This is a genomic window from Crossiella sp. CA-258035, from assembly GCF_030064675.1.
Classification (GTDB): Bacteria; Actinomycetota; Actinomycetes; order Mycobacteriales; family Pseudonocardiaceae; genus Crossiella.
The window spans coordinates 4,267,125-4,291,963 of sequence record NZ_CP116413.1 but is presented as its reverse complement, the minus strand read 5'-3'; the positions used below and the strand labels follow the sequence as shown (position 1 = coordinate 4,291,963).

General features: G+C 72.1%; 22 protein-coding genes and 1 riboswitch. Of the genes, 13 read left to right on the top strand and 9 right to left on the bottom strand.

What is annotated here, in order from left to right; translation table 11 throughout:
* Positions 1-30: 30 nt before the first annotated feature.
* The 4 genes from N8J89_RS19525 to N8J89_RS19510 are packed head-to-tail and all read right to left on the bottom strand — an operon-like array spanning position 31 to position 4,499.
* On the bottom strand, positions 31-1,875 hold the full coding sequence (locus N8J89_RS19525; RefSeq protein ID WP_283665806.1) for an alpha-L-fucosidase: 1,845 nt from the start codon (positions 1,873-1,875) through the stop codon (positions 31-33).
* Positions 1,872-2,873 (bottom strand): MFS transporter, encoded by a 1,002-nt coding sequence (locus N8J89_RS19520; RefSeq protein WP_283665805.1) that lies wholly within the window; start codon positions 2,871-2,873, stop codon positions 1,872-1,874. The genes N8J89_RS19525 and N8J89_RS19520 overlap by 4 nt, the downstream gene beginning before the upstream one ends.
* Entirely contained in the window at positions 2,861-3,118 is a 258-nt protein-coding gene (locus N8J89_RS19515; protein ID WP_283665804.1) for a hypothetical protein, read from the bottom strand. The genes N8J89_RS19520 and N8J89_RS19515 overlap by 13 nt, the downstream gene beginning before the upstream one ends.
* Positions 3,108-4,499, bottom strand: coding sequence for a sulfatase-like hydrolase/transferase (locus tag N8J89_RS19510; RefSeq protein WP_283665803.1), 1,392 nt, complete (start codon positions 4,497-4,499; stop codon positions 3,108-3,110). The genes N8J89_RS19515 and N8J89_RS19510 overlap by 11 nt, the downstream gene beginning before the upstream one ends.
* Positions 4,500-4,643: 144 nt before the next feature.
* Here N8J89_RS19510 and N8J89_RS19505 point away from each other — a divergent pair, with 144 nt between their 5' ends.
* Both N8J89_RS19505 and N8J89_RS19500 read left to right on the top strand, forming a co-directional pair.
* The gene (locus N8J89_RS19505) at positions 4,644-5,768 is read left to right on the top strand and encodes a putative glycoside hydrolase (RefSeq protein WP_283665802.1); all 1,125 of its coding nucleotides are present in this window, start codon (positions 4,644-4,646) and stop codon (positions 5,766-5,768) included.
* On the top strand, positions 5,765-6,538 hold the full coding sequence (locus N8J89_RS19500) for a formylglycine-generating enzyme family protein (RefSeq protein ID WP_349497495.1): 774 nt from the start codon (positions 5,765-5,767) through the stop codon (positions 6,536-6,538). Before N8J89_RS19505 ends, N8J89_RS19500 begins: the two co-directional genes overlap by 4 nt.
* Here the strand turns inward: N8J89_RS19500 and N8J89_RS19495 are convergent.
* Entirely contained in the window at positions 6,531-7,415 is an 885-nt protein-coding gene (locus tag N8J89_RS19495) for a LysR family transcriptional regulator (RefSeq protein ID WP_283665801.1), read from the bottom strand. The genes N8J89_RS19500 and N8J89_RS19495 overlap by 8 nt on opposite strands.
* A gap of 90 nt (positions 7,416-7,505) precedes the next feature.
* On the opposite strand from N8J89_RS19495, the gene N8J89_RS19490 reads away from it, so the two are divergent.
* From N8J89_RS19490 to metE, 6 genes are all read left to right on the top strand, one after another.
* Positions 7,506-9,212, top strand: coding sequence for a Xaa-Pro dipeptidyl-peptidase (locus N8J89_RS19490; RefSeq protein ID WP_283665800.1), 1,707 nt, complete (start codon positions 7,506-7,508; stop codon positions 9,210-9,212).
* A gap of 24 nt (positions 9,213-9,236) precedes the next feature.
* Positions 9,237-10,508 carry a helix-turn-helix domain-containing protein gene (locus N8J89_RS19485; protein WP_283666199.1) on the top strand — a complete coding sequence of 424 codons (1,272 nt, stop codon included), beginning with the start codon at positions 9,237-9,239 and terminating at the stop codon, positions 10,506-10,508.
* An 11-nt stretch (positions 10,509-10,519) separates the two neighbouring features.
* A complete protein-coding gene (locus N8J89_RS19480; protein WP_283665799.1) occupies positions 10,520-11,635 on the top strand; it encodes a PucR family transcriptional regulator in 1,116 nt (371 codons plus the stop codon).
* Positions 11,636-11,700: 65 nt separating this feature from the next.
* Positions 11,701-12,897, top strand: coding sequence for a metallopeptidase domain-containing protein (locus N8J89_RS19475; RefSeq protein ID WP_283665798.1), 1,197 nt, complete (start codon positions 11,701-11,703; stop codon positions 12,895-12,897).
* Between the two features lie 15 nt (positions 12,898-12,912).
* Positions 12,913-13,734, top strand: coding sequence for a precorrin-6A synthase (deacetylating) (cobF, locus tag N8J89_RS19470; protein WP_502868465.1), 822 nt, complete (start codon positions 12,913-12,915; stop codon positions 13,732-13,734).
* Between the two features lie 34 nt (positions 13,735-13,768).
* Positions 13,769-13,975: riboswitch (cobalamin riboswitch) on the top strand.
* A 120-nt stretch (positions 13,976-14,095) separates the two neighbouring features.
* A complete protein-coding gene (metE, locus tag N8J89_RS19465) occupies positions 14,096-16,321 on the top strand; it encodes a 5-methyltetrahydropteroyltriglutamate--homocysteine S-methyltransferase (protein ID WP_283665796.1) in 2,226 nt (741 codons plus the stop codon).
* A gap of 51 nt (positions 16,322-16,372) precedes the next feature.
* Here metE and N8J89_RS19460 read toward each other — a convergent pair whose 3' ends face one another.
* The gene (locus tag N8J89_RS19460; protein WP_283665795.1) at positions 16,373-17,500 is read right to left on the bottom strand and encodes a hypothetical protein; all 1,128 of its coding nucleotides are present in this window, start codon (positions 17,498-17,500) and stop codon (positions 16,373-16,375) included.
* On the bottom strand, positions 17,497-18,066 hold the full coding sequence (locus tag N8J89_RS19455) for a DUF4365 domain-containing protein (RefSeq protein WP_283665794.1): 570 nt from the start codon (positions 18,064-18,066) through the stop codon (positions 17,497-17,499). Before N8J89_RS19455 ends, N8J89_RS19460 begins: the two co-directional genes overlap by 4 nt.
* Before the next feature lie 265 nt (positions 18,067-18,331).
* On the opposite strand from N8J89_RS19455, the gene N8J89_RS19450 reads away from it, so the two are divergent.
* The 3 genes from N8J89_RS19450 (at position 18,332) to N8J89_RS19440 (ending at position 21,804) form a co-directional block, all read left to right on the top strand.
* Complete coding sequence (locus tag N8J89_RS19450) at positions 18,332-18,814, top strand: DinB family protein (RefSeq protein ID WP_283665793.1); 483 nt, start codon at positions 18,332-18,334, stop codon at positions 18,812-18,814.
* Between the two features lie 196 nt (positions 18,815-19,010).
* Positions 19,011-20,144 carry an acyltransferase family protein gene (locus tag N8J89_RS19445; RefSeq protein WP_283665792.1) on the top strand — a complete coding sequence of 378 codons (1,134 nt, stop codon included), beginning with the start codon at positions 19,011-19,013 and terminating at the stop codon, positions 20,142-20,144.
* Positions 20,145-20,154: 10 nt separating this feature from the next.
* Positions 20,155-21,804 carry a glycoside hydrolase family 99-like domain-containing protein gene (locus N8J89_RS19440; protein WP_283665791.1) on the top strand — a complete coding sequence of 550 codons (1,650 nt, stop codon included), beginning with the start codon at positions 20,155-20,157 and terminating at the stop codon, positions 21,802-21,804.
* Here the strand turns inward: N8J89_RS19440 and N8J89_RS19435 are convergent.
* Positions 21,756-22,073, bottom strand: coding sequence for a hypothetical protein (locus N8J89_RS19435; RefSeq protein WP_283665790.1), 318 nt, complete (start codon positions 22,071-22,073; stop codon positions 21,756-21,758). The two genes, N8J89_RS19440 and N8J89_RS19435, sit on opposite strands and share 49 nt — an antisense overlap.
* A gap of 78 nt (positions 22,074-22,151) precedes the next feature.
* Between N8J89_RS19435 and N8J89_RS19430 the strand changes: the two genes are divergently transcribed.
* Together N8J89_RS19430 and N8J89_RS19425 are read left to right on the top strand one after the other, a co-directional pair.
* Positions 22,152-22,952 (top strand): MEDS and STAS domain-containing protein, encoded by an 801-nt coding sequence (locus N8J89_RS19430; protein WP_283665789.1) that lies wholly within the window; start codon positions 22,152-22,154, stop codon positions 22,950-22,952.
* Between the two features lie 5 nt (positions 22,953-22,957).
* Positions 22,958-23,881, top strand: a complete 924-nt coding sequence (locus N8J89_RS19425) for an anti-sigma factor RsbA family regulatory protein (RefSeq protein WP_283666198.1) — start codon at positions 22,958-22,960, stop codon at positions 23,879-23,881.
* A 3-nt stretch (positions 23,882-23,884) separates the two neighbouring features.
* On the opposite strand, the gene N8J89_RS19420 is transcribed toward N8J89_RS19425, so the two are convergent.
* The gene (locus N8J89_RS19420; protein ID WP_283665788.1) at positions 23,885-24,787 is read right to left on the bottom strand and encodes a LysR substrate-binding domain-containing protein; all 903 of its coding nucleotides are present in this window, start codon (positions 24,785-24,787) and stop codon (positions 23,885-23,887) included.
* Positions 24,788-24,839 lie beyond the last annotated feature (52 nt).

The window sequence follows — 24,839 nt, the reverse complement described above, 5'->3', positions numbered from 1 at the left end:
GGGCGGTGCTCGCCCGGCGACGGTGGCCGCTCATCCCCTCGGCTTGAGCCAGCCCGCCGGGATGACCTGCTGGTCGAGGTAAGGACTGGCCCACAACAGTTTCATCGCCGCGATGCCGCTGTCCTGCCGGTGCACCAGGGTGATCCGGTGCGCGGTCCCGGCGTTCAGGTGGATGCGGCCCAGGCGGACGTAGGAGTTGGGCACGGTCTGCTTGTAGCTCTTCTCGAACCCGGTCTGCGCGCCGATCAGCTCGGTGCCGTTGACGGTCAGGCGGACCGCGTCCGGGGAGACCGCGATGAACTCGTAGGTCGCGGTGGCAGGCACCGTGATGGTGCCGCTCCAGCGGGCGGAGTACGCGCCAGCCGGGATCTCCGGCGCGGGTGAGCCGAGCAGTCGCCAGTCGTAGTTGATCGCCGGGTCGATGCGGGTGACCGCGGGGGCGCCTTCGAGGGTGGGGTTCGTCCAGAACTCGGCGGTGAGACCGGTGCCGTCACCGGGCTGGCTGGTGGCTGGCTGTTCGATGGTGAGTTCGACGACCGTGGCGATGGGGTTGGTCTGCTTGCCGGTGGGCGTGATCCGCAGGCGGTCACCGGTGTCCGCAACGGTGACCGCCTGCGCGCTGCCGAGGACCCTGGCGCTGGTGACCGAGAACGGCGCGGCCTTGGTCAGTTCGAGTGGACTGCCCGCGGCGGGCCAGTCCCGGACGGCGGCGTAGAGCAGGTTCTCCGCGCGGGTGACCGTGCCCCAGGCGGGCTTGGCGACCAGTCCGGTGCCGCCCGCGCCGTAGATCGCCCTGCTGTGGCCCTTGCCCTGGATCCACTGGCCCACCTCGGTGAGCCGGGCGGCCGCGGCCGCCGGGATGCGGCCGTTGGCGTCGGGGCCGATGTTGAGCAGGTAGTTGCCGCCCTGGCTGGTCGCGGTGAGCAGGTGCTGGGTCAGCTCAGCGGCGGGCTTGAAGTCGGTGTCGTTCTTCGAGTAGCCCCAGGTTCCGTTGATGGACATGCAGGTCTCGGCGGGGACGCCGGTGACCGGCCGGTCCGGCAGGGTGTTCTCCGGGGTGGTGAAGTCACCGTCCAAATAGGACTGGGTGCCGCGGGCGCGGTTGTTGATGAGCAGCTTGGGGTCCAGCTCGCGCAGGTAGGGTTCGATGACCAGGCCGTCCTGTTCGGTCCAGCCGGAGTTGCTGCGGCCCGAGCCGTCCAGCCAGAGCATCTTGGGCCGGTAGCCGGTGACGAGCTCCTTGAGCTGGGCCTTCATCCGCTCGAGGTAACGCGGCCTGGTGGCCAGGTCGGCGTAGTCGGGGTCGTGCAGGTCCCAAGCGCCGTAGTACAGGGCCAGGTCCAGGCCGTGCCTCTCGGTGGCCTGCTTGAGCTCGGCGATCAGGTCGCGGGTGCGGTCGAAGGCGGACATCTCGCGCAGGTTGAAGGTGTTCACCTTGGTGGGCCACATCGCGTAGCCGTCGTGGTGCTTGGCGGTGAAGACCACGTAGCGCTGCCCGGCCGCCTTGGCCAGCCGCATTATCGCGTCCGCGTCGAATCCGGCCGGGTTGAACCTGCGGGCGTGTTCCTCGTAGACCGCGGTGGACAGGCCGCACTTGTTCCAGATGTGCTCGGCGTGGTCGGGTTCGCAGGTGCTGCCGTCGGGGAAGGTGTGCACGCCCTCGAACTGGGTGTAGGCGCCCAGGTGCAGGAACAGACCGAAGCGGTCGGTCCGCCACCACCGGGCGCGCAGCGAGGTGAACGGGTCGTCGACCACGAAGTTGGCGCCTGGCCCCGGTTGCGCGGCCGGACGGGCCTGCGCGGGGGCGCTGAGCACGGCGAGGACGGCGGCCAGGGCCAGTGCGGCCGCTGACCACCGGTGCGGGCTCCTGCTCATGGTTGTCTCCTGGTCAGTTCGGCCTCGATGGACTCAAGGCTGCGGTTGCGGGTTTCCGGGATCTTGAGCAGCAGGCCGAGGACCAGGCCCGCGGTCATCACGGCGGCCAGCAGCAGGGTCATGTCCCGCCAGCCGAGCACGGCCAGCAGCGGCGGGAAGGCCAGCACCGCGAGGAAGCCGCCCGCCTTGCCGCTGGCCGAGGACAGGCTCTGCGCGGTGCCGCGCACCAGGGTCGGGAACGGCTCCACCGACAGCGCGAACAGCGCCATCGCCAGCACCTGCAACGGCAGCGCGGACACCATGATCATGACGAACATGGTGGTGGCCTCACCGTCGCTGATCGCGGCCAGCGCGAAGGTCAGCACGGTGGGGATCGCCCAGCACCACAGGATGATCGGGCGCCGGCCGATCCGGTCCAGGTAGCGCACCCCGGCCAGCGCGGCCAGCGTGTTGACCACGTTGACCGCGGTGCTCAGCCACAGCGAGACGGTCACCCCGGACAGGCCGATCTCGTTGAGGAACGTTGGTGTGTAGAGGTTGTAGCCCGCGCCGCGGACGGTGACCAGGAACCAGAACAGGCAGGAGAACACCAGCGCGGCCCGGATGCCCGGCGAGAGCAGGGTGCGCAGGGGGCGCGTCGCCGCGGCGGGTCGCTGGGCGGCGACCCAGGAGGTGCTCTCCGGGATGCGCCGCCGCATGATCAGCACCACCACGGCGAGCACGATCGCGCTGCCCAGCATCCACCGCCAGGAGTCCGCGCCGAACAGGGCGTACAGGCCGAGCCCGGCCAGTCCGGAGGCCGCGGCCCCGGCGAACCAGAACACCTGCATCAGCCCGGTCAGCGCGCCCCGCCGGTGCGCGGGCGCGGACTCGGCGATCAGCGTGGTGCTGACCGGCAGGTCCGCCCCGATGCCCAGGCCGACGATCGCGCGACCGGCGATGAGCATCAGCGGGGTGACCGCCAGCGCGGAGACCAGCGAGCCGATCACGAACAGCACCAGCACGAAGGTGAACGCGCCCGCCCGGCCGATCCGGTCGGTGAGCCTGCCGAAGACCAGGAACCGGCCACCATGCCGGCGAAGGCGATCGCGCCGACCCAGCCGATCTCGGTGGCGGAGAGCTGGAGCTCGACCTTGATGAACAGCAGCGCACCCGAGATGATCATCAGGTCGTAGCCGTCCAGGAACGCGCCGAGCAGGGCCACCAGGATGGTGTAGTTGCGGGGCGGCGGGTCAGCAGTCACGAATGGACCTCCGGTCTTGTTCCACGTCCTCGAACCAGGCGCCGAGCTCGGCTTCCATCCGGGCGACCAGCGCGGGGTGCCGGGCGGCCAGGTCGTGTTCCTCGCCGGGGTCGGCGAGCAGGTCGAACAGCTGCGGGCGCGGGGGTTCGCCGCAGTCGGGCGGTTCGGGCAGGGCAGACTCCAGCGCATGGGGATACCGCTCCGGATGTCGTTTGAGGTCGGCGTCGAGGTCGAGTTCGCTGGCGGGTAGGCCCATCGCGGCATCGAGCGCGGGCCGCACGAGCTTCCAGCGCCCGTCCCGCATGGCCGCGTTGCAGTGCCCCAGTGGCCGCAGCCGGTTCCACTGCCAGAACCGGGCGGGCTGGTCCGCCGCGGCCTGGCCGCGCAGTGCGTCGGCGAGGTCGACCCCGTCCAGCCGCACGCCCTCGGGAAGCGGCGCCCCGGCCAGCGCGACCAGGGTCGGGAACCAGTCGGTGAAGTGCGCGAACACCTCCGACCGCACGCCGCCGGGCAGGCCGTCCGGCCAGCTGAGCAGCAGGGGCACCCGGATACCGCCCTCGTGCACCGACTCCTTGGCCCCGGCCAGGCCGCAGTTGTGCCGCCGGGTGGACTGCTCGCCCTCGCCGTCGAGCTGCGGGCCGTTGTCGCTGGAGAACAGGAAGATCGTGTTGTCCGCCAGACCGAGCGTGCTCAGCTCCTCGCGCAGGGTGGCGATGCCGTGGTCGAGCTGGTGGATCATCGCGTAGATGGTGGCCACCGCGCGGCTGCGGCCCGGCCGGCTGAACTGCTCGACGAGGGGTTGCGGGGCCTGGAACGGGAAGTGCGGGGCGTTGTAGGCCACGTGCAGGAAGAACGGTTCGCCGCGGTGGCGGCGCAGGAAGCTGACCGCCTCGGCGGTGATCACGTCGGTGAGGTGCCTGCCGTCGGCGGCGAAGGGCACCCCGTTGCGTTCCAGCCGCCACTGCCAGTAGTCCTGCCAGCCGCCGCGGAAGCCGGTGAACTCGGCGAAGCCGCGCCGGTTCGGGTGGTAGCGCTCGTCCAGCGCGCCGTTGTGCCACTTGCCGACCAGCCCGGTGCGGTAGCCCGCGGCGGCCAGCGAGTCGGCCAGGGTGCGCTCGCGCAGGGCCAGCCGGTCCAGGCCGCGCAGTTCCAGGGTGTCGATCGCGCCGGTGCGGTGCGGGTACCGGCCGGTCAGCAGGGCGGCCCTGGCGGGTGCGCACACCGGGGCGGCCGAGTAGTGCTGGGCGAGCGCGATGCCCTCGGTGCACAGCTGGTCCAGCGCGGTGGTGCGGGAGGCGTGGCCGTTGCAGCGGCCGAGGTCGCCGTAGCCGAGGTCGTCGGCCAGGACCAGGACGATGTTGGGGCGCTGCGCTGCGGGCATGGCGGAAGGCTAGGAACAACGCCGGACGGTGGCTACGGGCCGCGTGCTCTGGTTCGATAGGTGTCGCCTATGGACGGTCGGCGATAGGCGACGGCGATCCAACGATAGGAGCCGGTGCGGCCGGGAAAAGTTACCCTCCCCTGCATGTTGAGTCGCCGCACCCTGCTCAAGGCTGGCGCGTTCGCCCTGGCCTACCCCGGCCCGGCCCTGGCCGCGGAGCGCTGGCGGACCGTGCCGGTGTACGGCCACCTCGGCAAGCGCACCGACTTCACGGCGAGCGAGATCGACTTCCTGGTCCGGCGGTACTCGGTGATCACCATCGAGAAGACCCAGGGCGCCAGCGTGCGCCAGGCCGCGGAACAGGCCAGCGCCCGCGCGCTGAACCAGCTCAAGGAACGCGAACCGGCCACCAAGGTCCACTACTACTGGAACAGCGCGGTGGCCTACCCAGAACACTATGCGGCACTGGCGGACCTGCCAGCGGCCTGGACCTTGAGGCAGACCGATGGGCAGCCCTGGCGGCCGATCGAGGGCAACAGCGAGGCGCGGGCCTACGACCTGTCCAATGTGGACGTGCGGGACTGGTGGGTCCAGCAGGCGCTGAACCAGGTCAAGCGGGGCTATGACGGGATCTTCGTCGACGGCGTGAAGCGGCTCGCGATGGGCACCGCCCGGCTGGCGAGGATCGTCGGCGAGGAGAAGCAGCAGGCGGTCACCGCGGGCATCCACAAGCTGGTCCCCGCTCTCCGCGCGGCGCTGCCGGACGGAAAAGTGCTGCTGTGCAACGGGGTTGAGCACCAGCCGAACGCGTGGGCGGACAGCGGCAAGAGTTTCCTCCGGCACGTGGACGGCACCATGCTGGAGCACTTCGGCATCACCGGCACCAGGACCAACACCGCGGCGGAGATGGCCGCCCAGCTCGGCCTGCTGTCCACTGTGGACTGCGAGTACGGCAGGTTCATCGCCTTCTGCGGCTGGCCGGACTCCGGCCGGCCAGCCCCGCTGTCACTGAAGGCGGGGATCGTCTTCCCGCTGGCCTGTTTCCTGGTCGCCGCGGGCGAGCACTCCTACTTCCGCTACGGCAGCGGCTGGCAGTCCGGGGACGGCCCGCTGGAGCCGTTCCCTGAGCTGGAGCGGCCGCTCGGCCCGCCGCTCGGACCTGCCGTGCGCGACGGCTACACCTACACCCGCACCTTCGAGCACGCACACGTCACGGTGGACCTGGCCGCGGTGACCGCCCGGATCGACTGGAGCCAGCCGCCGAGATGACCATGGTCCAGCTGCCCGGCGGCCTGTTCTGGATGGGCGCTGAGGACGAGGACAGCAACCCGGTCCGCCAGGTTCGCCTGTCCCCCTTCGCCATCGACGCGCACCCGGTCACCAACGACCAGTTCGCCGAGTTCGCCGCCGCCACCGGCCACGTCACCGAGGCCGAGCACTTCGGCTGGTCCTACGTCTTCGCCGGGTTCCTGCCGCACAGCGAGACCCCGCGGGTCGCGGACGCCCCGTGGTGGCTGGCCGTCGAACGGGCGCACTGGCGCGCCCCGGAAGGACCGGGCAGCGCACTGGCCGGGCGCGGCGACCACCCCGTGGTGCACGTGTCCTGGCGGGACGCCGGGGCCTATGCCCGTTGGGCCGGTAAACGCCTGCCCACCGAGGCTGAATGGGAGTACGCGGCCCGCGGCGGGCTCGACCGCCGCCGCTACCCGTGGGGCGACGAGCTGACCCCGGGCGGCGTGCACCGCTGCAACATCTGGCAGGGCGAGTTCCCGCTGCACAACACCGCCGAGGACGGCTACCGCGGCACCTCCCCCGTGTTCGCCTTCCCGCCCAACGGTTTTGGCCTCTACGACGTGGTGGGCAACGTGTGGGAGTGGTGCGCGGACCGGTGGCAGGACGGCCGGGTCCTGCGCGGCGGCTCGCACCTGTGCCACCGCAGCTACTGCGACCGCTACCGGGTCGCCGCGCGCACCCGCAACACCCCGGACAGCAGCTCCGGCCACCTCGGTTTCCGCTGCGCCCGCGACCGGGTCAGCTGAGCCGGGGCATGCAGGCCAGGAAGGCGTCCACCACCGGGGTGTCGTGGTGCCAGTGCCGGTAGGCCAGGTGCAGCTGCGCGGTGATGTCGCTGGGGCGCAACGGAACCACCGTGGTGCCCTCGCGCCGCAGGGTGGCATTCGACATCGCCTGCACGCACACGCCCACCCCGGCGGCGACCAGCGCGAGCTGGGCCACCAGGCTGTCGCCGAGGCCCTCGATGGCCGGGGTGAACCCGTGCTGGTGGCAGGCATCGGTGACCAGGTCGTGGAAGGACGGGCCGAGGTGGCGGGGCCAGCTGACGAAGGTCTCCTCGGCCAGCTCGGCCAGCCGCAGCTCGGCCCGGCCGACGAAGCGGTGGTCGGCGGGCAGGTAGACCAGGAACGGCTCGGTCAGCAGGTGCTGGGTGACGATCGCGCGGTCCCCGGCGACCTGGCGCAGCACCGCGATGTCCAGGGTGCCGTCCAGCAGGCCGCGTTCCTGCGAGGCGCTGTCGCTGAACTGGCGCAGCTCCACGGTCACCTTGTCGTTGGCCTGCCGCAGCCGCCGGATGGCGCCGGGCAGCGGGCCGTTGAGCCCGGCGCCCAGTGATCCGATGACCAGACGACCCAGTCGCCCCGCCTTCAGGTCGTGCACCGCGTCCACCGCGCGCTCGGCCTCGGCCAGCGTGCGGTGCGCGCCGCGCAGCAGCAACTCGCCCGCCTCGGTGAGGGTGACGTGCCTGCTGGTCCGGTGCACCAGCGTGGTGGCCAGCTCGGTCTCCAGCTGCTGGAGCTGCTGGCTCAGCGAGGGCTGGGCGATGCCGAGCCGGGCCGCCGCCCGGCCGAAGTGCAGCTCCTCGGCCAGCACCACGAAGGACCGCAACTGACGAAATTCCACAGGGAGCACCTATCGGTTCACAGTTGCCGAATAGTAGACGCGACAGCTGTCCAAAGCCCAGACCCAGTTCGACGTGCTTGCCTGGTCCGCATGCGAACCAGATCGTCCCTGCTCGTGCTCGCGCTGGGGGCCACGCTGCTCGGCACGGCCCCGGCGAGCGCGAACCAGCCAGCCGCCATCGAGCAGCGGGTCTACGTTGAGACCACAGTGGACAGTGACCGGAACGGGCGACCGGACCGGATCGCGATCGACATCGCCCGGCCATCGGGTTCGGCGATGGTGCCGGTGATCTTCGAGCACAGCCCGTACCGCTCCGGGCTCGGCAAGGTGCCGTTCCACCCGGTCAACGTGGACCGGCTGCCGCAGGAGGGCCTGTTCCCGGTGGCGCGGGAGGGCGCTGACCCGTTGGTGCGCAAGGCCGTGCCGGACCTGCCCGGCTGGTTCGACGACTACTTCGTGCCGCGCGGCTACGCCGTGGTGCTGGGCCACAGCATCGGCACCGGCGACTCCGAGGGCTGCCCGACCAGCGGCGACCAGCAGGAGGCGCTGAGCACCCGGGCGGTCATCGACTGGCTCAACGGCCGGGCCCGCGGCTTCGACGCCGGCGGCCGGGCGGTCAGCGCGAGCTGGAGCACCGGCGCGGTCGGCATGACCGGGGTGTCCTACAACGGCACGCTGCCGAACATGGTGGCCACCACCGGCGTGCCCGGCCTGCGCACCATCGTGCCGATCGCCGCGCAGGCCAACTGGTACGAGTACTACCGGGCCAACGGCCTGGTGGTGGCGCCGGGCGGCTGGCAGGGCGAGGACGCCGACGCGCTGGCCAAGGCGGTGCTCACCCGCTCGGGCTGTGCCGACGAGATCGCCGAGCTGACCCGGCGGCAGGACCGGATCTCCGGTGACTTCAACGCTTTCTGGGCCGAGCGCGACTACACCCGGCTGGCCGGCAACGTCAAGGCCAGCGTGTTCGTCATGCACGGCCAGTCCGACTGGAACGTGCGCGGCAGGCAGTACTCCCAGTGGTGGGAGGCGTTGCGCGCGCACGGGGTGCCGCGCAAGATCTGGCTGCACCGCGGCGGCCACGGCCCGCCGTCCCGCCGCGACTACCAGGCCACCCTGCTGCGCTGGTTCGAGCACTGGCTCAAGGGCAAGGACACCGGCATCATGCGCGAGCCGATGGCCGAGGTGCAGGAGTCCTCCGGTGGCTGGCGCAAGCTCGCCGACTGGCCCGATCCGGCCGCCCGCCCGGTCACCTACCACCTGGGCGCGGACTCCCCCACCGCACCGGGAAGACTGAGCACCACACCCGGCGGCGGCCCCGCACAGTCCTTTGTGGACCAGGGCCGCACGGTCACCGCGAACACGCTCATCGCCAACCCGGACAGCGCCAACGGCAACCGACTGGTCTACCGGTCGGCGGCGCTGAGCGCGCCCACGCGGATGTCCGGCATCGCCGAGGTCGGCCTGCGGGTCGCGGTGGAGAACCGGGACGACGCCAACCTCACCGCGCTGGTGGTCGACTACGGCCCGCCCGGCAGCACACCGGTGATCGTCACGCGAGGCTGGATCGACCCGCAGAACCGGAGCTCGCAGTCAGCGAGCGAGCGGGTGGTCCGGGGCCAGGAGTACCTGTTGCGGTTCGACCTGGAGCCCAAGGACCACGTGTTCGCCGCGGGCAGGCGGATCGGCCTGGTGGTCATCGCCACCGACCACGACTTCACCCTGCGCCCACTCGGCGGCACCCAGCTGCGATTGGCCCCGGCCGAGAGCACTCTGACCCTGCCGCTGGTGACCTGAGTCCGGCACCATGGCCGGGTGCTGATGTTCGGGGCGCGGTTGCGGCACTGGCGCGAGCGGGCCGGGTTCACCCAGGCCCAGCTCGCCACCCGGCTCGGCTACCACCACTCCTACCTCTCCAAGCTCGAGCTCGGCAGTCGGCGCCCGACTGCCGAGCTCGCCTGCCGGGCCGACGAGCTGCTCGGCACCGGCGGCGAGCTGACCATGCTCAGCCAGCCCGGCACCGACCAGGAACCGGCGGTCCCACCGCCATTGCCGAGCCTGGCAACGGGTTCCGCCGACGGCACGCTGCGCAGCTGGCGGGCCCGGTTCCCGGTGTACGGCATCGGCTGCCCGCTGCACGGCTACCGCGGCTGCGTCGCGGACGCGCCGCCGGAAGGGCCGGGCGCGGCGGTGGTGCACGGGTTCGCCGCGCTGCTGGCCGGGTACAGCCAGATCAACCTGGAGTGCGTCACCACCGGCATCACCGTCGCGGTGGAGGGCTGCCTGCACGCCATGGCCGAGGCGATGCGCGCGGCGGAGGAGCCGGTGGTCACCGCGCTGGCTGGGCTGGCCGCGCACTTCGCCGACCTGGCCGGGTGGCTGCGGGTGGAGCGCGGTCAGCACGGGCTGGGCATGGCCTGGTTCCAGCGCGGCGTGGACTGGGGGCAGGCCGCGGGCAACGTGCCCGCGATGTGCGGGCTGTACACCCGGATGAGCTCGGTGGCCCGGCTGGAGGGCGACGGCGGCTCGGCCATCGCCTTCGCCAGGGCCGCGCGGGACACCGATCCCCGGCGCGGCTGGGTCCGGCTGCACGCCCAGCTGCACGCGGCCAGGGGCTACGCGCTGCTCGGCGACCGCGGCGAGTTCGACCGGCTGGCCGCGCGGGCGCTGGCCCTGGCCGAACGACTGGACGAGCGGGACCACCTCGAAGCGCCCTGGCTGTGCGGGGCCGAGGGCCAGACCTTCGTCAGCTCCTTCCTGGCCGGTGGGCTGCGCGACCTGGCCGCGCGCACCGGCGAGCGGGGGTGCGCGGACCGGGCGGTCGAGTTCGCCCGGCACTCACTGGCCAGCGTGCCGCCGCGGATGTACCCCTCACTGGTGCTGCTGACCCTGCGGCTGGCCGACAGCCGGGCCTGCGCCGGGCAGCCGGAGGCCGCGCTGGCCACCGCCGCGCCGGTGCTGCCGGCCGCCCGGCGCGCCGGGATGACCGTGATCAGCCGGGAGCTTGCCGGGCTGCGCGAACGGCTCGGCCCCGCTTCGACAGCTCTAGACAGTTGGCCGCCGAATCGGAATCCACTGCCCCACCAGCACTAACGTGCTCGGCCATGCGTGATCGTGCATGCGTCCAGCGCGCGGTGGACAGCCTCACCGTGGCGCTGGGCCGACCGGCCGTGATCGAGAACCCCGACCTGGAACTGCTCGCCGCCAGCCCGCACGACAAAGCCGGTGACGAGGTGCGCCGGGCCTCGCTCAGCCGGGGCTGGGCCGCGCCGGAGGTGGCCGACTGGCTGCGCCGCCGGGGCGTGTTCGACTCCGGCCGCGCGGTGCGCCTGCCGGCCTGCCCCGAGCTGAACATGCTGCCCAGGGTCTGCGTGCCGATGCGGGCCGGGGACGCGCTGCTCGGCTTCCTCTGGCTGCTCGACGCCACCGAGTCGATGTCCGAGGCCGAGGTCACGCTGGCCGAACTGGTCGCCGACCGCCTCGCCGCCCTGCTGCCCGCCGCGCCCGAGGACCCCGTGCGGGACCTGCTCTCCGCCGACCGGTCGGTCGGGGCGCGGGCCGCCCGCTTGCTCATCGCACAGGGCCGCTTCCCGGCTACCGGAGTGGTCGCGGTGGCCGGTCCGCGGCGGCCGGGCCCGATCCGCAACTGGCCGGGCCTGCGCCTGCGGCACGAGGACCACGAGGTCTTGTTGCTGCCCCACACCGCGACCCGCTGTGCCGAGCTGTTCGCCGACAGCCTCGGCGCACCGGTCGGCGTCGGCGCGCCCCGGCCGTGCCTGGCGGAGGCGGCTGACACCGTGCGGGAGGCACTGGACGCGGCCGGGGTCGCGGCCCGCCTGCCCGAGCTGGGCCGGGTGCTGCGCTGGCCGGAGCTGGGCATCTACCGGCTGCTGAGCCAGCTGTCGGCGACCGCGCTGAGCCGGGCCTCGGTGCACCCGGGGCTGGAGCGGCTGTTCACCGACGAGGCCGGTCCGCACCTGCTGCACACCCTGGAGACCTACCTCGACCTCGGCGGCAACGTGCCGGTCGCGGCGGCCCGGCTGCACCTGCACCGGGCCACGCTGTACTACCGGCTGCGCCGGATCGAGGAGCTGACCGGGGCCGACCTGCGCGACGGCGGCGACCGGCTGTGCCTGCACACCGCGCTCAAGCTCGGGCGGCTGGCCGGGCGCTACCCCGCGACAGGTGTCGCAGCCGCGGCCAGGGTCCGCGACAGCTGACCGAAGACGCCGCGCGGCCCGCTGGAGAAGCTGGCAGCGGCCCTGCATTCCTCATGGAGGTCACCATGCGGTTCCACCCCCGCCGCCTGCCACTCGCGCTGGCGGCCCTGCTCACCCTGCCCCTGTCCCTGTCCGTCAGCACCCCGGCGGCCGCCGCGCCCGACCCGGCCCGCTCCTGCCAGGTCTCCCCCGGCGGTTTCCTCTCCGAAGGTCCCACCGACTGGCGCAACTTCCCGCGACCGGCAGGCAAGGTGAAGATGGCGATGCTGTTCGTCGACTTCGCCAACGCGCCCGCCGACACCTCGGTGGAGTCGGAGCTGAACCTGTTCTCCCCGGTCAGCGAGAACTGGTACGCGGCCAGCTCCTACGGCAAGTTCGACCTGGACATCCTGCCGTACAAGCGCTGGCTGCGACTGCCCTCCACGCTCAACGACCAGGCCGCCGCGCACCCGCTGATGCGCGGACAGGACCACCGGCCGGACGTGGTCACCGACGATCCGGCGCTGGCCAGCATCTTCCGCAACGCGGTCGCGCTGGCCGACCCGCACTTCGACTTCGCCGAGACCGACGCGCTGCTGCTGGTGCCCTCGCGCCGCTCCGGCTACACCCGCGGCTACGCCACCTTCGAGCGCATCCAGGCCGACGGCAACACCATCCTGGCCGAGACCAACCTGGCCACCTCCCGCTACCGGGACGGGCACATCCTGCTCAACCACGAGGGCGGGCACCTGCTCAGCCTGCCCGACACCTACGGCGGGCCCGGCGGGTTCGGCTGGACCGGCGGCTGGGACGTGATGGGGCACATGTGGGGCCCGGCCCCCGACCACTTCGCCTGGCACAAGTGGAAGCTGGGCTGGCTGGCCGACACCCAGATCGCCTGCCTGGCCACCCGCGGCGGCACCATCGAGCAGACGGTCACCCCGGTGGAGACCGAGCCCGGCACCAAGGCGGTGGTCGTGCGGCACGGCCCGAGCACGGCGTACATCGCCGAGGTGCGGCAGCGGATCGGGCTGGACACCAGGGCCTGCGACACCGGCGTGCTGATCTACCGGATCGACTCGCGCACCGCCAGCGGCAGCGGCCCGGTCCGGGTAATGGACGCCCAGCCGAACACCAGCTGCGGCGGCCTCGGCTTGAACAACGCCCCCTACGACCTCGGACCCGGTGAGGTGGCCACCTTCACCGACGCCACGAACGGGGTGCGCATCCAGGTGGTGGCCAAGTCCGGCGCCGACTACACCGTCCGGGCCAGCCTGGGCTGAGGCCCCCGACACCCGATGCCGCACAATCGTCCCCGCAGCGGACGACGGAACGGGGTTCAGGTGGCACGGGTGGTCGAGGTGGTCGGCATCGGGGCGGGCGATCCCGGGCAGGTCACGGTGGAGGCGGTGGCCGCGCTGCGGCAGGCCGACGTGGTGTTCTTCCTGGACAAGCCCGGTCAGGCCCGCGAGCTGTCCGACCTGCGCCAGCTGATCCTGGACACCCACCTGCCCGAGGGCGGGTACCGGGTGGCCAGGGCCGAGGACCCGCCACGGCGCCGGGAGGCCGATGCCTACACCGGCGCCGTGGCGGACTGGCGCTCCCGCCGGGCCGAGGTGTGCCAGCAGCTGATCACCGAGCACCTGGGTCCCGACGAGACCGGCGCGTTCCTGGTGTGGGGCGATCCCGCGCTCTACGACAGCATCATCGCGGTGGTCGAGGAGGTGCTGGCCCGCGGCGAGGTGGACTTCGAGGTGCGGGTGCGGCCGGGCATCAGCAGCCTGTCCGCGCTGGCCGCCCGGCACCGGGTCACCTTCAACCAGATCGCCGGCTCGGTGCAGATCACCACCGGCCGCAGGCTGGCCTCGGGCTGGCCGGCGCAGGTGGACGACGTGCTGGTGATGCTGGACTCCGGCAACACGTTCCTCCAGTACCGGGACGAGCCCGGGGTGACCATCCACTGGGGCGCCTACGTGGGCACCGCGGACGAGATCCTGGTCTCCGGGCCGCTGGCCGAGGTCGCCGAGCACATCGTGGCCACCAGGGAACGGGCCCGCGCGGCCAAGGGCTGGATCATGGACAGCTACCTGCTGCGCCGCAAAACCACGGATCCGGTGTGATTCCCGCATCATGAAACAGTTGCGCGCCTTGCGATACGCTCGCCTCGCTGGTGGTTCGCCCGGCCGGTGACGGCTGATCGAGGCAAGAGGGAACCCGGTGGGAATCCGGGACTGCCCCGCAGCGGTGAACGGGAACGAAAGCCGTCATCAAGCACTGCGCGCTGAGCGTGGGAAGCGACGGCCGGTAGGAGCGAGCTCTGCGCCCGTGAGTCCGAAGACCTGCCACCGGCCCGCGCGCCCGCCGGGTGCGCGGAGTCCGGAAGCCTCTCGGGCGGGCTTGTGCGGACGCGGCTTCGTGCCGTCTCCCGCCGGTGTGCCCGCAGGTCGTCCGGACCTCAGCACGCTCGCGAGGAGAGAGCTTGTGACCAGCGGTATCGGCGCCACCGTCCTGGGTTATCCGCGGATCGGTCCACGCCGGGAGCTCAAACGCGCGGTGGAGCAGTACTGGGCGGGCCGCATCGACCGGGACACCCTGCTCGGCACCGCCGCGCGGCTGCGCGCGGCCACCTGGCTGGAGCTGCGCGAGGCGGGACTGGACTCGGTGCCCTCCAACACCTTCTCCTTCTACGACCAGGTGCTCGACACCGCCGTCCTGGTCGGCGCGGTCCCCGCCCGCTACCAGCAGGACCACGATCTGGACACCTACTTCGCCGCCGCGCGGGGCACCGACGAGGTGCCGCCGCTGGAGATGACGAAGTGGTTCGACACCAACTACCACTACCTGGTCCCGGAGATCGGCCAGGACACCCAGTTCTGGCTGGCCGGCGGCAAACCGATCGCGGAGTACCGCGAGGCCAAGGCGCTGGAGGTGGAGACCCGGCCGGTGCTGCTCGGCCCGGTGACCTTCCTGTTGCTGGCCAAGGGCGCGGACCCGCTGGCCCGGCTGGACGACCTGCTCGCGGTCTACACCGAACTGCTCGGCCTGCTCGCCGCCGAGGGCGTCACCTGGGTGCAGTTCGACGAGCCCGCCTTCGCCGCCGACCGCAACGAGGCCGAACTGGCCGCGCTGGGCCGCGCCTACGACCGGCTCACCGAGGTCCCCGACCGGCCGAAGCTGCTGGTCACCGGCTACTACGGCGCACTCGGCCCGGCCCTGCCGGTGCTGGCCGCCACCGCGGTGGAAGCCATCGCGGTGGACCTGGTCGCCGGTGCTGTCGAGGGCATCGCCAGCATCCCGGCCCTGCGGGAGAAAACGCTGGTCGCCGGGGTGATCGACGGCCGCAACGTGTGGCGGGCGGACCTGCGGCAGGCGGTGGCCACCTCGGCCTCGCTGCTGGGCGCCGCCCGCGAGGTCGCGGTCTCCACCTCCTCGACCCTGCTGCACGTGCCCTACGACCTGGACGCCGAGACCACGCTGGACCCGGAGGTCCGCTCCCGGCTGGCCTTCGCCCGGCAGAAGGTGCGCGAGGTCGTGCTGGTCGGCAAGGCACTGCGCGAGGGCGTGGACGACGACTGGGTCGGCCAGCCCGCCGCCGAACCCCGTCGCGACGAGGCGGTGCGCGCCAAGATCGCCGCGCTGACCCCGGCCGACCGCAGCCGCGCGCCCTACGCCGAACGCGCCGCCGCCCAGGACGCGCTGCTGGGCCTGCCGCCGCTGGCCACCACCACCATCGGCTCGTTCCCGCAGACCGGCGAGATCCGCGCCGCGCGGGCCGGGCTGCGCTCCGGTGAGCTGACCGAGGCGCAGTACACCGACCGGATGCGCGCCGAGATCGCCAGGGTGATCAAACTCCAGGAGGAGATCGGCCTGGACGTGCTGGTGCACGGCGAGCCGGAGCGCAACGACATGGTGCAGTACTTCGCCGAACACCTGGACGGCTGCGCGGTCACCGACCAGGGCTGGGTGCAGTCCTACGGCTCGCGGTGCGTGCGCCCGCCGATCATCCACGGCGACGTCACCCGCCCCGCGCCGATCACGGTGGACTGGGCCGCCTACGCCCAGTCGCTGACCGGCAAACCGGTCAAGGGCATGCTCACCGGCCCGGTCACCATCCTGGCCTGGTCCTTCGTCCGCGACGACCAGCCACCGGCACACACCGCCGACCAGGTCGCCCTGGCCCTGCGCGCGGAGATCGCCGACCTGGAAGCAGCGGGCATCCGGATCATCCAGGTCGACGAACCCGCCCTCCGCGAGCTCCTCCCCCTGCGCGCGGCCGACCAGCCGGAGTACCTGGACTGGTCCGTCGGCGCATTCCAGCTCGCCGTCGCGGGCGCCGCCTCAGGAACCCAGATCCACACCCACCTCTGCTACTCCGAGTTCAGCGAGGTCATCGACGCCATCGACGGCCTGGGCGCCGACGTCACCACCATCGAGGCGGCCCGCTCGAAGATGGAGGTGCTGGCCGACCTGCGCGCCACCGGCTTCAGCCGAGGAGTCGGGCCGGGGGTGTACGACATCCACTCGCCACGGGTGCCGAGCGAGGAGGAGGTCGCTGACCTGGTTGCCGCGGCGGCGGATGCGGTGCCGGCGAAGCGGTTGTGGGTCAATCCGGACTGCGGGTTGAAGACGCGCGGGTATGCGGAGGTGGATCCGGCGCTGCGGCGGATGGTGGCGGCGGCCCGGCGGGTCCGGGAGACGTTGAGCTGATTGGTCGCGGTGGCCCGCCTGAGGTGTTCGGGCGGGCCACCGGCCGGTGGGTCAGCGGGCGAAGCTCGCGTCCACGGTGATCTGCCCGGTGAGCCGCCAGGCGCCACGCTCGAACCGGAGATCACCGGTGACGACCATCGGGCGCTTGTTCTGGTGCGCGCGGATCGCCGACTCGTAGTCCGCACCGGCCAGCGGGACGTGCACCTTCCGCAACCGCCCGCCGACATGGGCGGCCAGCACGACGCTGGTGACGTCCTGGTCGTCATCCGCGGAGTCGTCCCGGTTCAGGGTGCGCACCACCCCGACCAGTGTCTCCCGGCGCGGCGGCTCCTCGTTGCGCACCAACACTTCGCGCACCCGCGGCAGCCCGGCCATCACGTTGCGGTCAAGGATGATGTGCGAGCTGTCCACCACCGGCGGCGGCTCGGCGGCCGCCCAGCCGAAGGACAGGTCCAGCGCGCGCAAGCCCTCCGGCTGGGTCAGCTCCAGCAGCGACTCCACCAGACTGGCGCTCAGCCCCCGTCGCCCCGGATCGCTCAGCGCGCTCTCGTCCCAGTGCACGGCGAGCTGCCGCGCCGAGTGCAGGCCGGTGGCCAGCGTGGTCATCGCCTTGCGCGGGAAGGAGACCGCGGACTCCCCGCGATCGCCCAGCCGGGAGACCACGGTGAAGACAAAACTGCCACGCTGGGTGTGGCCAAGGCGGATGTCGTCTTCCAGGAACTCGGTGACCCTGGCCGAACGCCGTCCCCGGTGCGAGTGCGTGGGGTCGTCCGCGGTCGTCGCGGCGGCCTTCATCATCCTGAGCAGCGCGTCCAGCGTGGCTTCGGCCTGCCGGAACGGAATGGTCCCGTCAGCCACCTCCTGGTCGAGCCGGACGAAGAACAAGTCGGCTCGGGCGGCGGCGATCCGCTCACCCAGTTGGGCCGGGTCCCAGTCGTAGATCGTGGCAAGAGCGCGCAGGGTGTCGCGGAAGCGCTCGGGGAAGTCGGCGTAGTCGGTGGCCAGCGGCAGCATGATCCGCCCGAGCAGACCGTGCTCACCCGGCAGCCGCCAGATCTCCCTGACCTCGCCGTCCCTGGTCTCCAGCTGCCAGTCGTGCGTGGCCAGGTACTGCGAGACCGCCGGCGGGGACAGGGTCGACGCGAGATCGCGGTAGCTGTCGAGCGAAACGCTGTTCACCACTGACCCCCTTCGCCGATCACCTTCATGATGCCCTTGAGGGCGTCCACCGTGAGCAGGTTACTTCTGGGCAGGCGCACTGTCCTGCTGCCCATATCGTCCTCGATGGTGCCCAGGTTCGCAGCATGCTCCCAGTACACGCGACAGGGACTGACCAGTCCCTCTTCCGAGAGCGGTAGCCACTCGGTCGGCTCTTTCGGTATCAGCACCACTGCCAGCAGCGCCGGGATGTACCGCTTCGGGTGGGTCAGCTTGCGGAACGGCTTCCGCGCCAGGCACCACACCAGGTGATCATCTTTGAGCAGGTCCTGCTGGGTGGTGCATTTGACCTGGACCTCGACTTGCGGGCCGTAGAAGGTCTCGTACTCAGCGGAGGCGGCGATGGTGAGGTCGACTCCGTCGTAGTCGGTCTCGTGGGTCTTGATCGAGCAGCCTGCGGCGGCGGCGATCATGCGCATGACACCCAGGCTGAACTGCTCCTGCTGGGCGACTCGAACGAGACCACCGTTTGGTGGCCCGGCCACTGATCCCCCATCCGGGCCACCCCCGATGTCACGATCTGTCATGACTCCACTCCGCTTGGTTACCAGATTCGGCACAGTATCGGGTGACAGTTGACCTGCCGGAAACCGGGGCCGGGGAAGCCGCCTTCCGGCACGCGCTACGATGACGACGTCGGCGCCTTCACCGGATCTGCCCGGCAACTGATCGCGGCCGCGGTGTCCATTCCCGCCCGCACTCCGGACGCCCGACGTCCCCACCCCGCTCCATCTCCCGGCCGGGTCCCCCCCGTCCGCGTCACAACCACACCCAAAAAACGGAGAAAAACCCATGAGCACCACCAGGATCACCAACGGCACCGAGCGAGCGCTCATCGAGAACATGCTCGACCGCAACCGCGAAGCCCTGATCGAGACCGCCCGCGGCCTCTCCGAAGCCGACGCCCGCCGCAAGCTCGTCGCCTCGCTGACCACCCCGATCTCCCTGCTCAAGCACGCCGCGGCGGCCGAGCGGATCTGGTTCCAGCGGTTCTGGGCCGGGCTTGAGGAGTCCGAGTGCGACGGGTACGCCGCGCGGGACCTGGGCACCTTCGCCGTCACCGAGGACGAGACCCTGGCCGACGTGATCGCTGAGTTCGAGCGGACAAGCCAGCGGTCGCGGGAGATCGCCGCGCGCTTCAGCCTCGACGACACCAAGGACATCCCCCGCGAGGGCACCATCAGCATGCGGTTCACCCTGCTGGCCATGATCGAGGAGTTCGCCCGGCACGCGGGGCACGGCGACATCCTCCGCGAACAGCTCACCCACGCCTGACCGCCAGCGGGGCGGGCTCCCCGCCCCGCTGCACCAGTCCTGCACCAGGCCACGCCCCGCCCGCACGCCCTTGACCTGGCTAGATATCCAGTCTGCGGCACCGGACTGGAAGTCTGGGCGTACCGATCTGCAAACCCGCTGACAGCACCGCTGGCTAGGTTGGCGGCCAGCCGCGCTCTCGTACCGGAGGTGTCCGTTGGATGGTCTTGCCGCGCCTCCGGCCGCGCGGGTCTCCCCGCACCAGGCCAGGTTGCCCTCGCTGACCGGGATGCGGTTCGTGGCCGCGTTGCTGGTCTTCGCCACGCACGGAATTTTCGTCAACGTGCTCGGCGACCAGGCGGTCAAGGACGGCTACCGGGCGGTGGCCATCAACATGGGCTCGGTCGGGGTGTCCTTCTTCTTCATCCTCAGCGGGTTCATCCTCACCTTCGTCGCACCGCCGGGTGACACGCTGAAGCGGTTCTGGCGCAGGCGGTTCTTCAAGATCTACCCCAACCACGTGCTGATGTTCGCGGTGGTCGGGCTGCTGGCCGGGCTGCCCGCGCTGTGGCTGTGGCTGCCCAACCTGTTGCTGCTGCACGGCTGGTGGCCCAACTACCAGCTGATGACCAGCGTGAACGCGGTCAGCTGGACGCTGAGCTGCGAGCTGTTCTTCTACTTCAGCTTCCCGTTCCTGCTCAGCTGGATCAACCGGATCCGGCCGGAGAACTTGGGTCGCTGGTTCTGGGGCACCGCCGCGGTCGGGCTGGCCATCCCGTTCCTGTCCCGCTTCGTGATCCCGACCGGGCCGCAGCCCATCGAGGGCACCGACATCGGCCTGTACGAGCTGTGGTTCTCCACCCACTTCCCGCCCACCAGGGCGCTGGAGTTCCTGATCGGCATGCTGTGCGCCCGGCGGTTGCTGCTCGGCCTGGCCCCCCGGATCGGCCTGGCCATGTCGACCGGGATCCTGGTGGCCTGCTACGTGGTGAGCCTGTGGCTGCCGCCGGTGTTCACCCAGGTGGCGATGTGGATCGTGCCGCTGGCGCTGCTTACCACCGCGCTGGCCAGGGCGGATGTCGAGGACACGTTCACCCCGCTGCGCAGCCGTCCGCTGGTCTTCCTCGGCGACACCACCTACGCCTTCTACCTCACCCACGGCATGGTGCTGGGCACGGTGACCTACGGCCTGCAGCAGTTCGTCGGGCCCGGCAGCGTCGGCCTCGGCGTGATCGTGCTGGCGGTGTGCCTGGTGCTGGCGCTCGGGCTGGCCGCGCTGCTCTACGTGTGCTGGGAGCGGCCGATCATGCGCCGGTTCAGCCGCTCCAGGACCCAGGTGCGGCCGGGCTAGGCTGCACCCCGTGATCGGACGCTGTCTGCTGCTCGTGGTGTGCCTGCTCGCTGCCCTGGCCGGTTCGCCGGACGCGCGGGCGGCGGTGGCCAACTCCGAAGGCAAGGTCGTGGATCCGGTGCCGCTGCTGGAGTTCCGCACCGCGGGCCAGGCCGGCTGGTTCTGGACGCTGTCGCAGGCCGAGGGCAACGCCGCCGAGGGCCAGTACGGCATGGCGCGGCAGCACACCCGGCTCGGCTTCCTGCGGCGGCAGGCATTTCCCGGCAGCCAGCCGCTGTACCGGCTGCGGGTGGCCGACCGCTCGGCCTACCTGCTGACCGCCTCGGCGAGCGAGCGGCAGAGCCTGCTGGACTCCGGCCGGTTCACCGAGGGCGGGGTGCTCGGCCACCTCGCGGCGGGCAAGCAGGCGGGCACCGAACTGCTGTACCGGATGTCCAACGGGGCCGAGTGGCGGGTGGTGCCCGCGGCGAAGCAGGCCGAGTTCGCCGGGCGCGGCTACCGCACGGACGGTCCGCTCGGCTATGTGTGGCCCGCCTTCCACCGCACCGGCGCGGTCTACTTCGGCACCTTCGACGCCAAGGGCAACCAGGCCATGATGGCCGGTACGCAACGGGTCTACGGCCGGGCCGGCGACTGGTGGGGCGGGCTGCGCGACTTCGCGGGCGCGGGGGTGCCGCGCAACGCCTGGCACTGGCCGCGGGAGGACTTCACCGACCGGGAACCGGCCATCGGCTTCTACGACGACGCCCAGCCGGAGACCCTGCGCAAGCAGATCATCCAGGCCACCGGCGCGGGGCTGCGGTACTTCAGCTTCTACTGGTACTGGAACCCGGCCGACGGCGGCGCGGAGAACTACATCGAGGGCCTGCGCGCGTTCCTGAAAGCCAGTAACCGCACCGACATCGACTTCAACGTGCTGCCCTGCCTGCACCCCTGGAAGGACGGGCCGGTCTCCCTCGCGCTGCCCGCCGAGCAGATCACCAAGGCCGCCAACCTCATCGTCGACACCTACCTGACCCAGCCGAACTACCTGCGCGCCAACGACGGCAGGCCGATCCTGAGCGTGTGCGACGCCCGCGGCATCGGCCGGGGCACCGCGGACGGCATGCACGTGGAGGACACCCGCCGGTTCACCGACGCGGTCCGCGCGCGGGCCAGGGAGAAGCTCGGCGAGGAGGTGCTGATCACCGTCAACGGCGGCGTCCCGGCCGGCACCGGCTTCGAGGGCAGCGACTGCCTCGGCCAGTTCGACAGCTCACGTTCCTACCAGCGCTACGCCGACAACCAGCGCGCCTTCTTCCGCAACTTCCCCGGCACGCTGCTGCGCTGCGCCACCTCCGACTTCGACGAGCGCCCCCGGATCGCCATCTCCATCCCCGATCCAGGGCCGGACCCGGAGCTGCTGCGGCAGCGGTTCCGCTGGTACCCCGACGCCGACCTGCCCGGCTTCGAGCGCCTGCTGGCCGCGGTGCGCCAGGACATCGCCGAGTCCACCCGACCGTCCACAGTGGACAACTTCGTCTCGTTGTACGCCTGGAACGAGTGGCACGAGGGCGGCTACGTGGAGCCGAACAAGCGGGACGGCTGCGCCTACCTGGACGCGGTCCGCCGTCAGCTCGGGCTGACCACCGGCGCGGGCTGCGTGGCCGCCCCGGCCTGAGCGCGCACCGCGGTGAGCAGCATCCGCGCCTCCATCAGCTCGCCGTACTCCAGGTGCCGGCACGCGGCCTCGGTGTAGGCCAGCGCCCGCGGCGACAGCTCCTCCCGCGCACCGGCCAGCTGTGCCAGCGCCGCGGTCAGCGGCTGCCGCGCGCGCTGGGCCCGCGCCGCCGGGTCGTCCGGCGTGCCGGTGCCGATCGCGGTCAACGCCTCGTCCACGGCCTGGTTCAGCACACCGACGTGGTCGCGGGCGTTCGTTGGCGAACTCATGGGTTCACCACCTCCACCCGGGTTGTTCCCCGGGATGGCCTGCGCAAACCGTGTTCCGGCGCAGGTTAGGCTTGCCGGGTGCGACAGTCGGGTGTGACCGAGCATGCCCGCGGCCTGGGGCCGCAGGACCACCTCTGCTGGGTCTATGACGACCGGGCGGAGTTCCGGCGGCGGGCGGGCGAGTTCCTGCTCGACGGGCTCTCCCTCGGTCAACAGGTCTGGTACATCGCCGAGAACGATCCCGGCGACCCCGCCGAGTACCTGGGCGGGCACACCGAGCTGGGTGACGCGCTGCGGCGGGGCGCGGCGCGGGTGGTGCCGCTGGCCGCGGTGTGCCAGCCGCGCGCCTACGACCAGGCCACCGACCGGGCGGTGGCCGAGGGCTACACCGGGCTGCGGGTGGCCGCCAACTGCACCCCGCTGGCCGTGAGCAGGGCGTTCACCAGCTATGAGCGCCTGGTCGACCAGCACATGGTGGCCCGGCCGTTCTCCGCGATGTGCGCCTACCACCGCGCGGAGCTGGACGAGCAGGTCGCCGAGGAGATCGCCGCGCTGCACCCGCTGAGCAACACCGGCGGTCTCGGCTTCCGGCTGTACAGCTCGACCGAGCACGTGCTCACCCTGACCGGCGAGCTGGACCTGGCCAGCCGGGAGACCTTCGAGCGGGCCTGGCGGCACGCCGGTCCCCGGCCCACCGACGGCCTGCTGACGGTGGACGCGACCGACCTGGACTTCCTGGACCACCACAGCCTGCTGCTGATGGCCGAGCACGCCGCCGCGCACGGGGCGAGCCTGGTGCTGCACACCCGGTGGCCGGGGGCCGCCTACCTGGTCCGGCTGCTGAGCCTGCCGGACGTACGCGTGGAAGAGGCCGAGTGAACACCCTGTCAGCCGGTGCGTTCACGCACCCAGCCCTGTTCTACCGCGATGACGCGGAGTACCTGGCCGGACTGCTGCCCTTCGTCACCGGCGGGCTCGACCGCGGTGACCCGGTCGCCGTGGCGGTCCCGCCGTCCCGGCACGCGGTGCTGCACGCCGCGCTCGGCGCCGCGGCCGAGCGGGTGCACTGGGTCGACATGTCCGTGGCCGGGCGCAACCCCGGCCGGATCATCCCGACCGTGCTGCGCCAGTTCGCCGACACCCACGCCGACCGGCACGCGCACATCATCGGCGAGCCGATCTGGCCGGGCCGCACCGCCACCGAGTACCCGGCCTGCGTGCAGCACGAGGCGCTGATCAACCACGCCTTCGCCGGGCGCGAGGTCACCATCGTCTGCCCCTACGACACCGCCCGGCTGGACCCGGCCGTGGTCGCCGACGCGCACGCCACCCACCCGGAGATCTGGGACGGCGACCGGCGCGCGCACAGCGACCGCTACGACCCGGACGAGGTGGTGGCCCGCTACAACCAGCCGCTGCCCGCCGCCGCGACCGCGGCCGAGCGCGCGGTCAGCTCCCCCGCCGAGCTGCGCCCGGTCCGCCGCTGGACCGCGGCCCAGGCGCTGGAGTTCGGCCTGGACGGCGAGCGGGTGCCGCAGCTGGAGCTGATCGTCACCGAGCTGGTCACCAACAGCCTGCGGCACGCCGCGACCGACTGCCTGGTCCGGCTGTGGCTGGCCGAGGGACACCTGCACTGCGAGGTCCGCGACGGCGGGCAGCTCAGCGATCCGCTGGCCGGCCGCCGCCCGCGCCCGCCCGGCCAGCGCGGCGGCCGCGGCCTGCTGCTGGTGCACCAGCTCGCCGACCTGGTCCGCACGCACACCACCCCCGAGGGCACCAGCCAGTACGCCCTGCTGCGCCTGGCCTGAGGCTCAGGACCGCAGCAGCCCAGGCGGCACCGGCAGGCGGCGCACCGTCTCCAGCACCAGGCTCACCGCCGCCCTCGGCCGGGCGCCGCGCCGCAGCGCCGCGGTGATGGTGCGGGTGACCGCCGGGGTCAGCTCGCGGGTGGCCACCCGGTAGCGGCGGTCCACGGCCAGCGCGGGCAGCAGGGTCACCGAGTGCCCGGCCTCCACGTGCTGGAGGGTCATCAGGTAGTTGCTGAAGCGGCACACCACCCTCGGCTCGAACCCGGCCTGGCGGCACAGCCGGGTGGCCAGCCCGGCCATGTAGGAGCCGGGCACGTCGAAGGCCCACGGCTGCTCGGCGTAGGCGGCCAGGTCCGCCGGGCCCTGACCGGCTTGCTCCTGCGGCACCACCAGCACCACCGGGTCCACCGCCAGCGGCACCACGTCCACGTCCGGACCGAGGGCGACCTCGACGAAGTCCGGGGTGGTGATGATCAGGTCCGCGTCGCCCACCCGCAGCGCCGGGATGCTCTCGTGCGGTTCCAGCTCCAGCAGCTCGATCTCCAGCTGCGGGTGGGTGCGGGCCAGCTGGGTCACCGCGGGCACGGCCAGGCTGTGGATCGCGCTCTGGAACGCGCCCAGCCGGACCAGCCCGGCCGGTTCCGCGCCGAGGCTGCGCAGCTCCGCCTCCACGGTGTCCATGTGGTCCAGGATGGCCCGCGCCCGGCGGGCGAGCAGCTGCCCCGCCGGGGTCAGCCGGACCCGGCGGCCGGTGCGTTCCAGCAGCTGGGTGCGGGTCTCCGCCTCCAGCACGGACAGCTGCTGGGAGACGCTGGAGGCGCTCTGGCTGGCCGCCTCGGCGACCGCGCGCACGGTGCCCAGGGTGTCCAGCTGGCTCAGCAGCCGCAGCCGCCACGGGTTCAGCACGGCCCCATTGTTGTTCGGTTCTGCCGAACAGGACAGTCGGAATCGTGAGCTG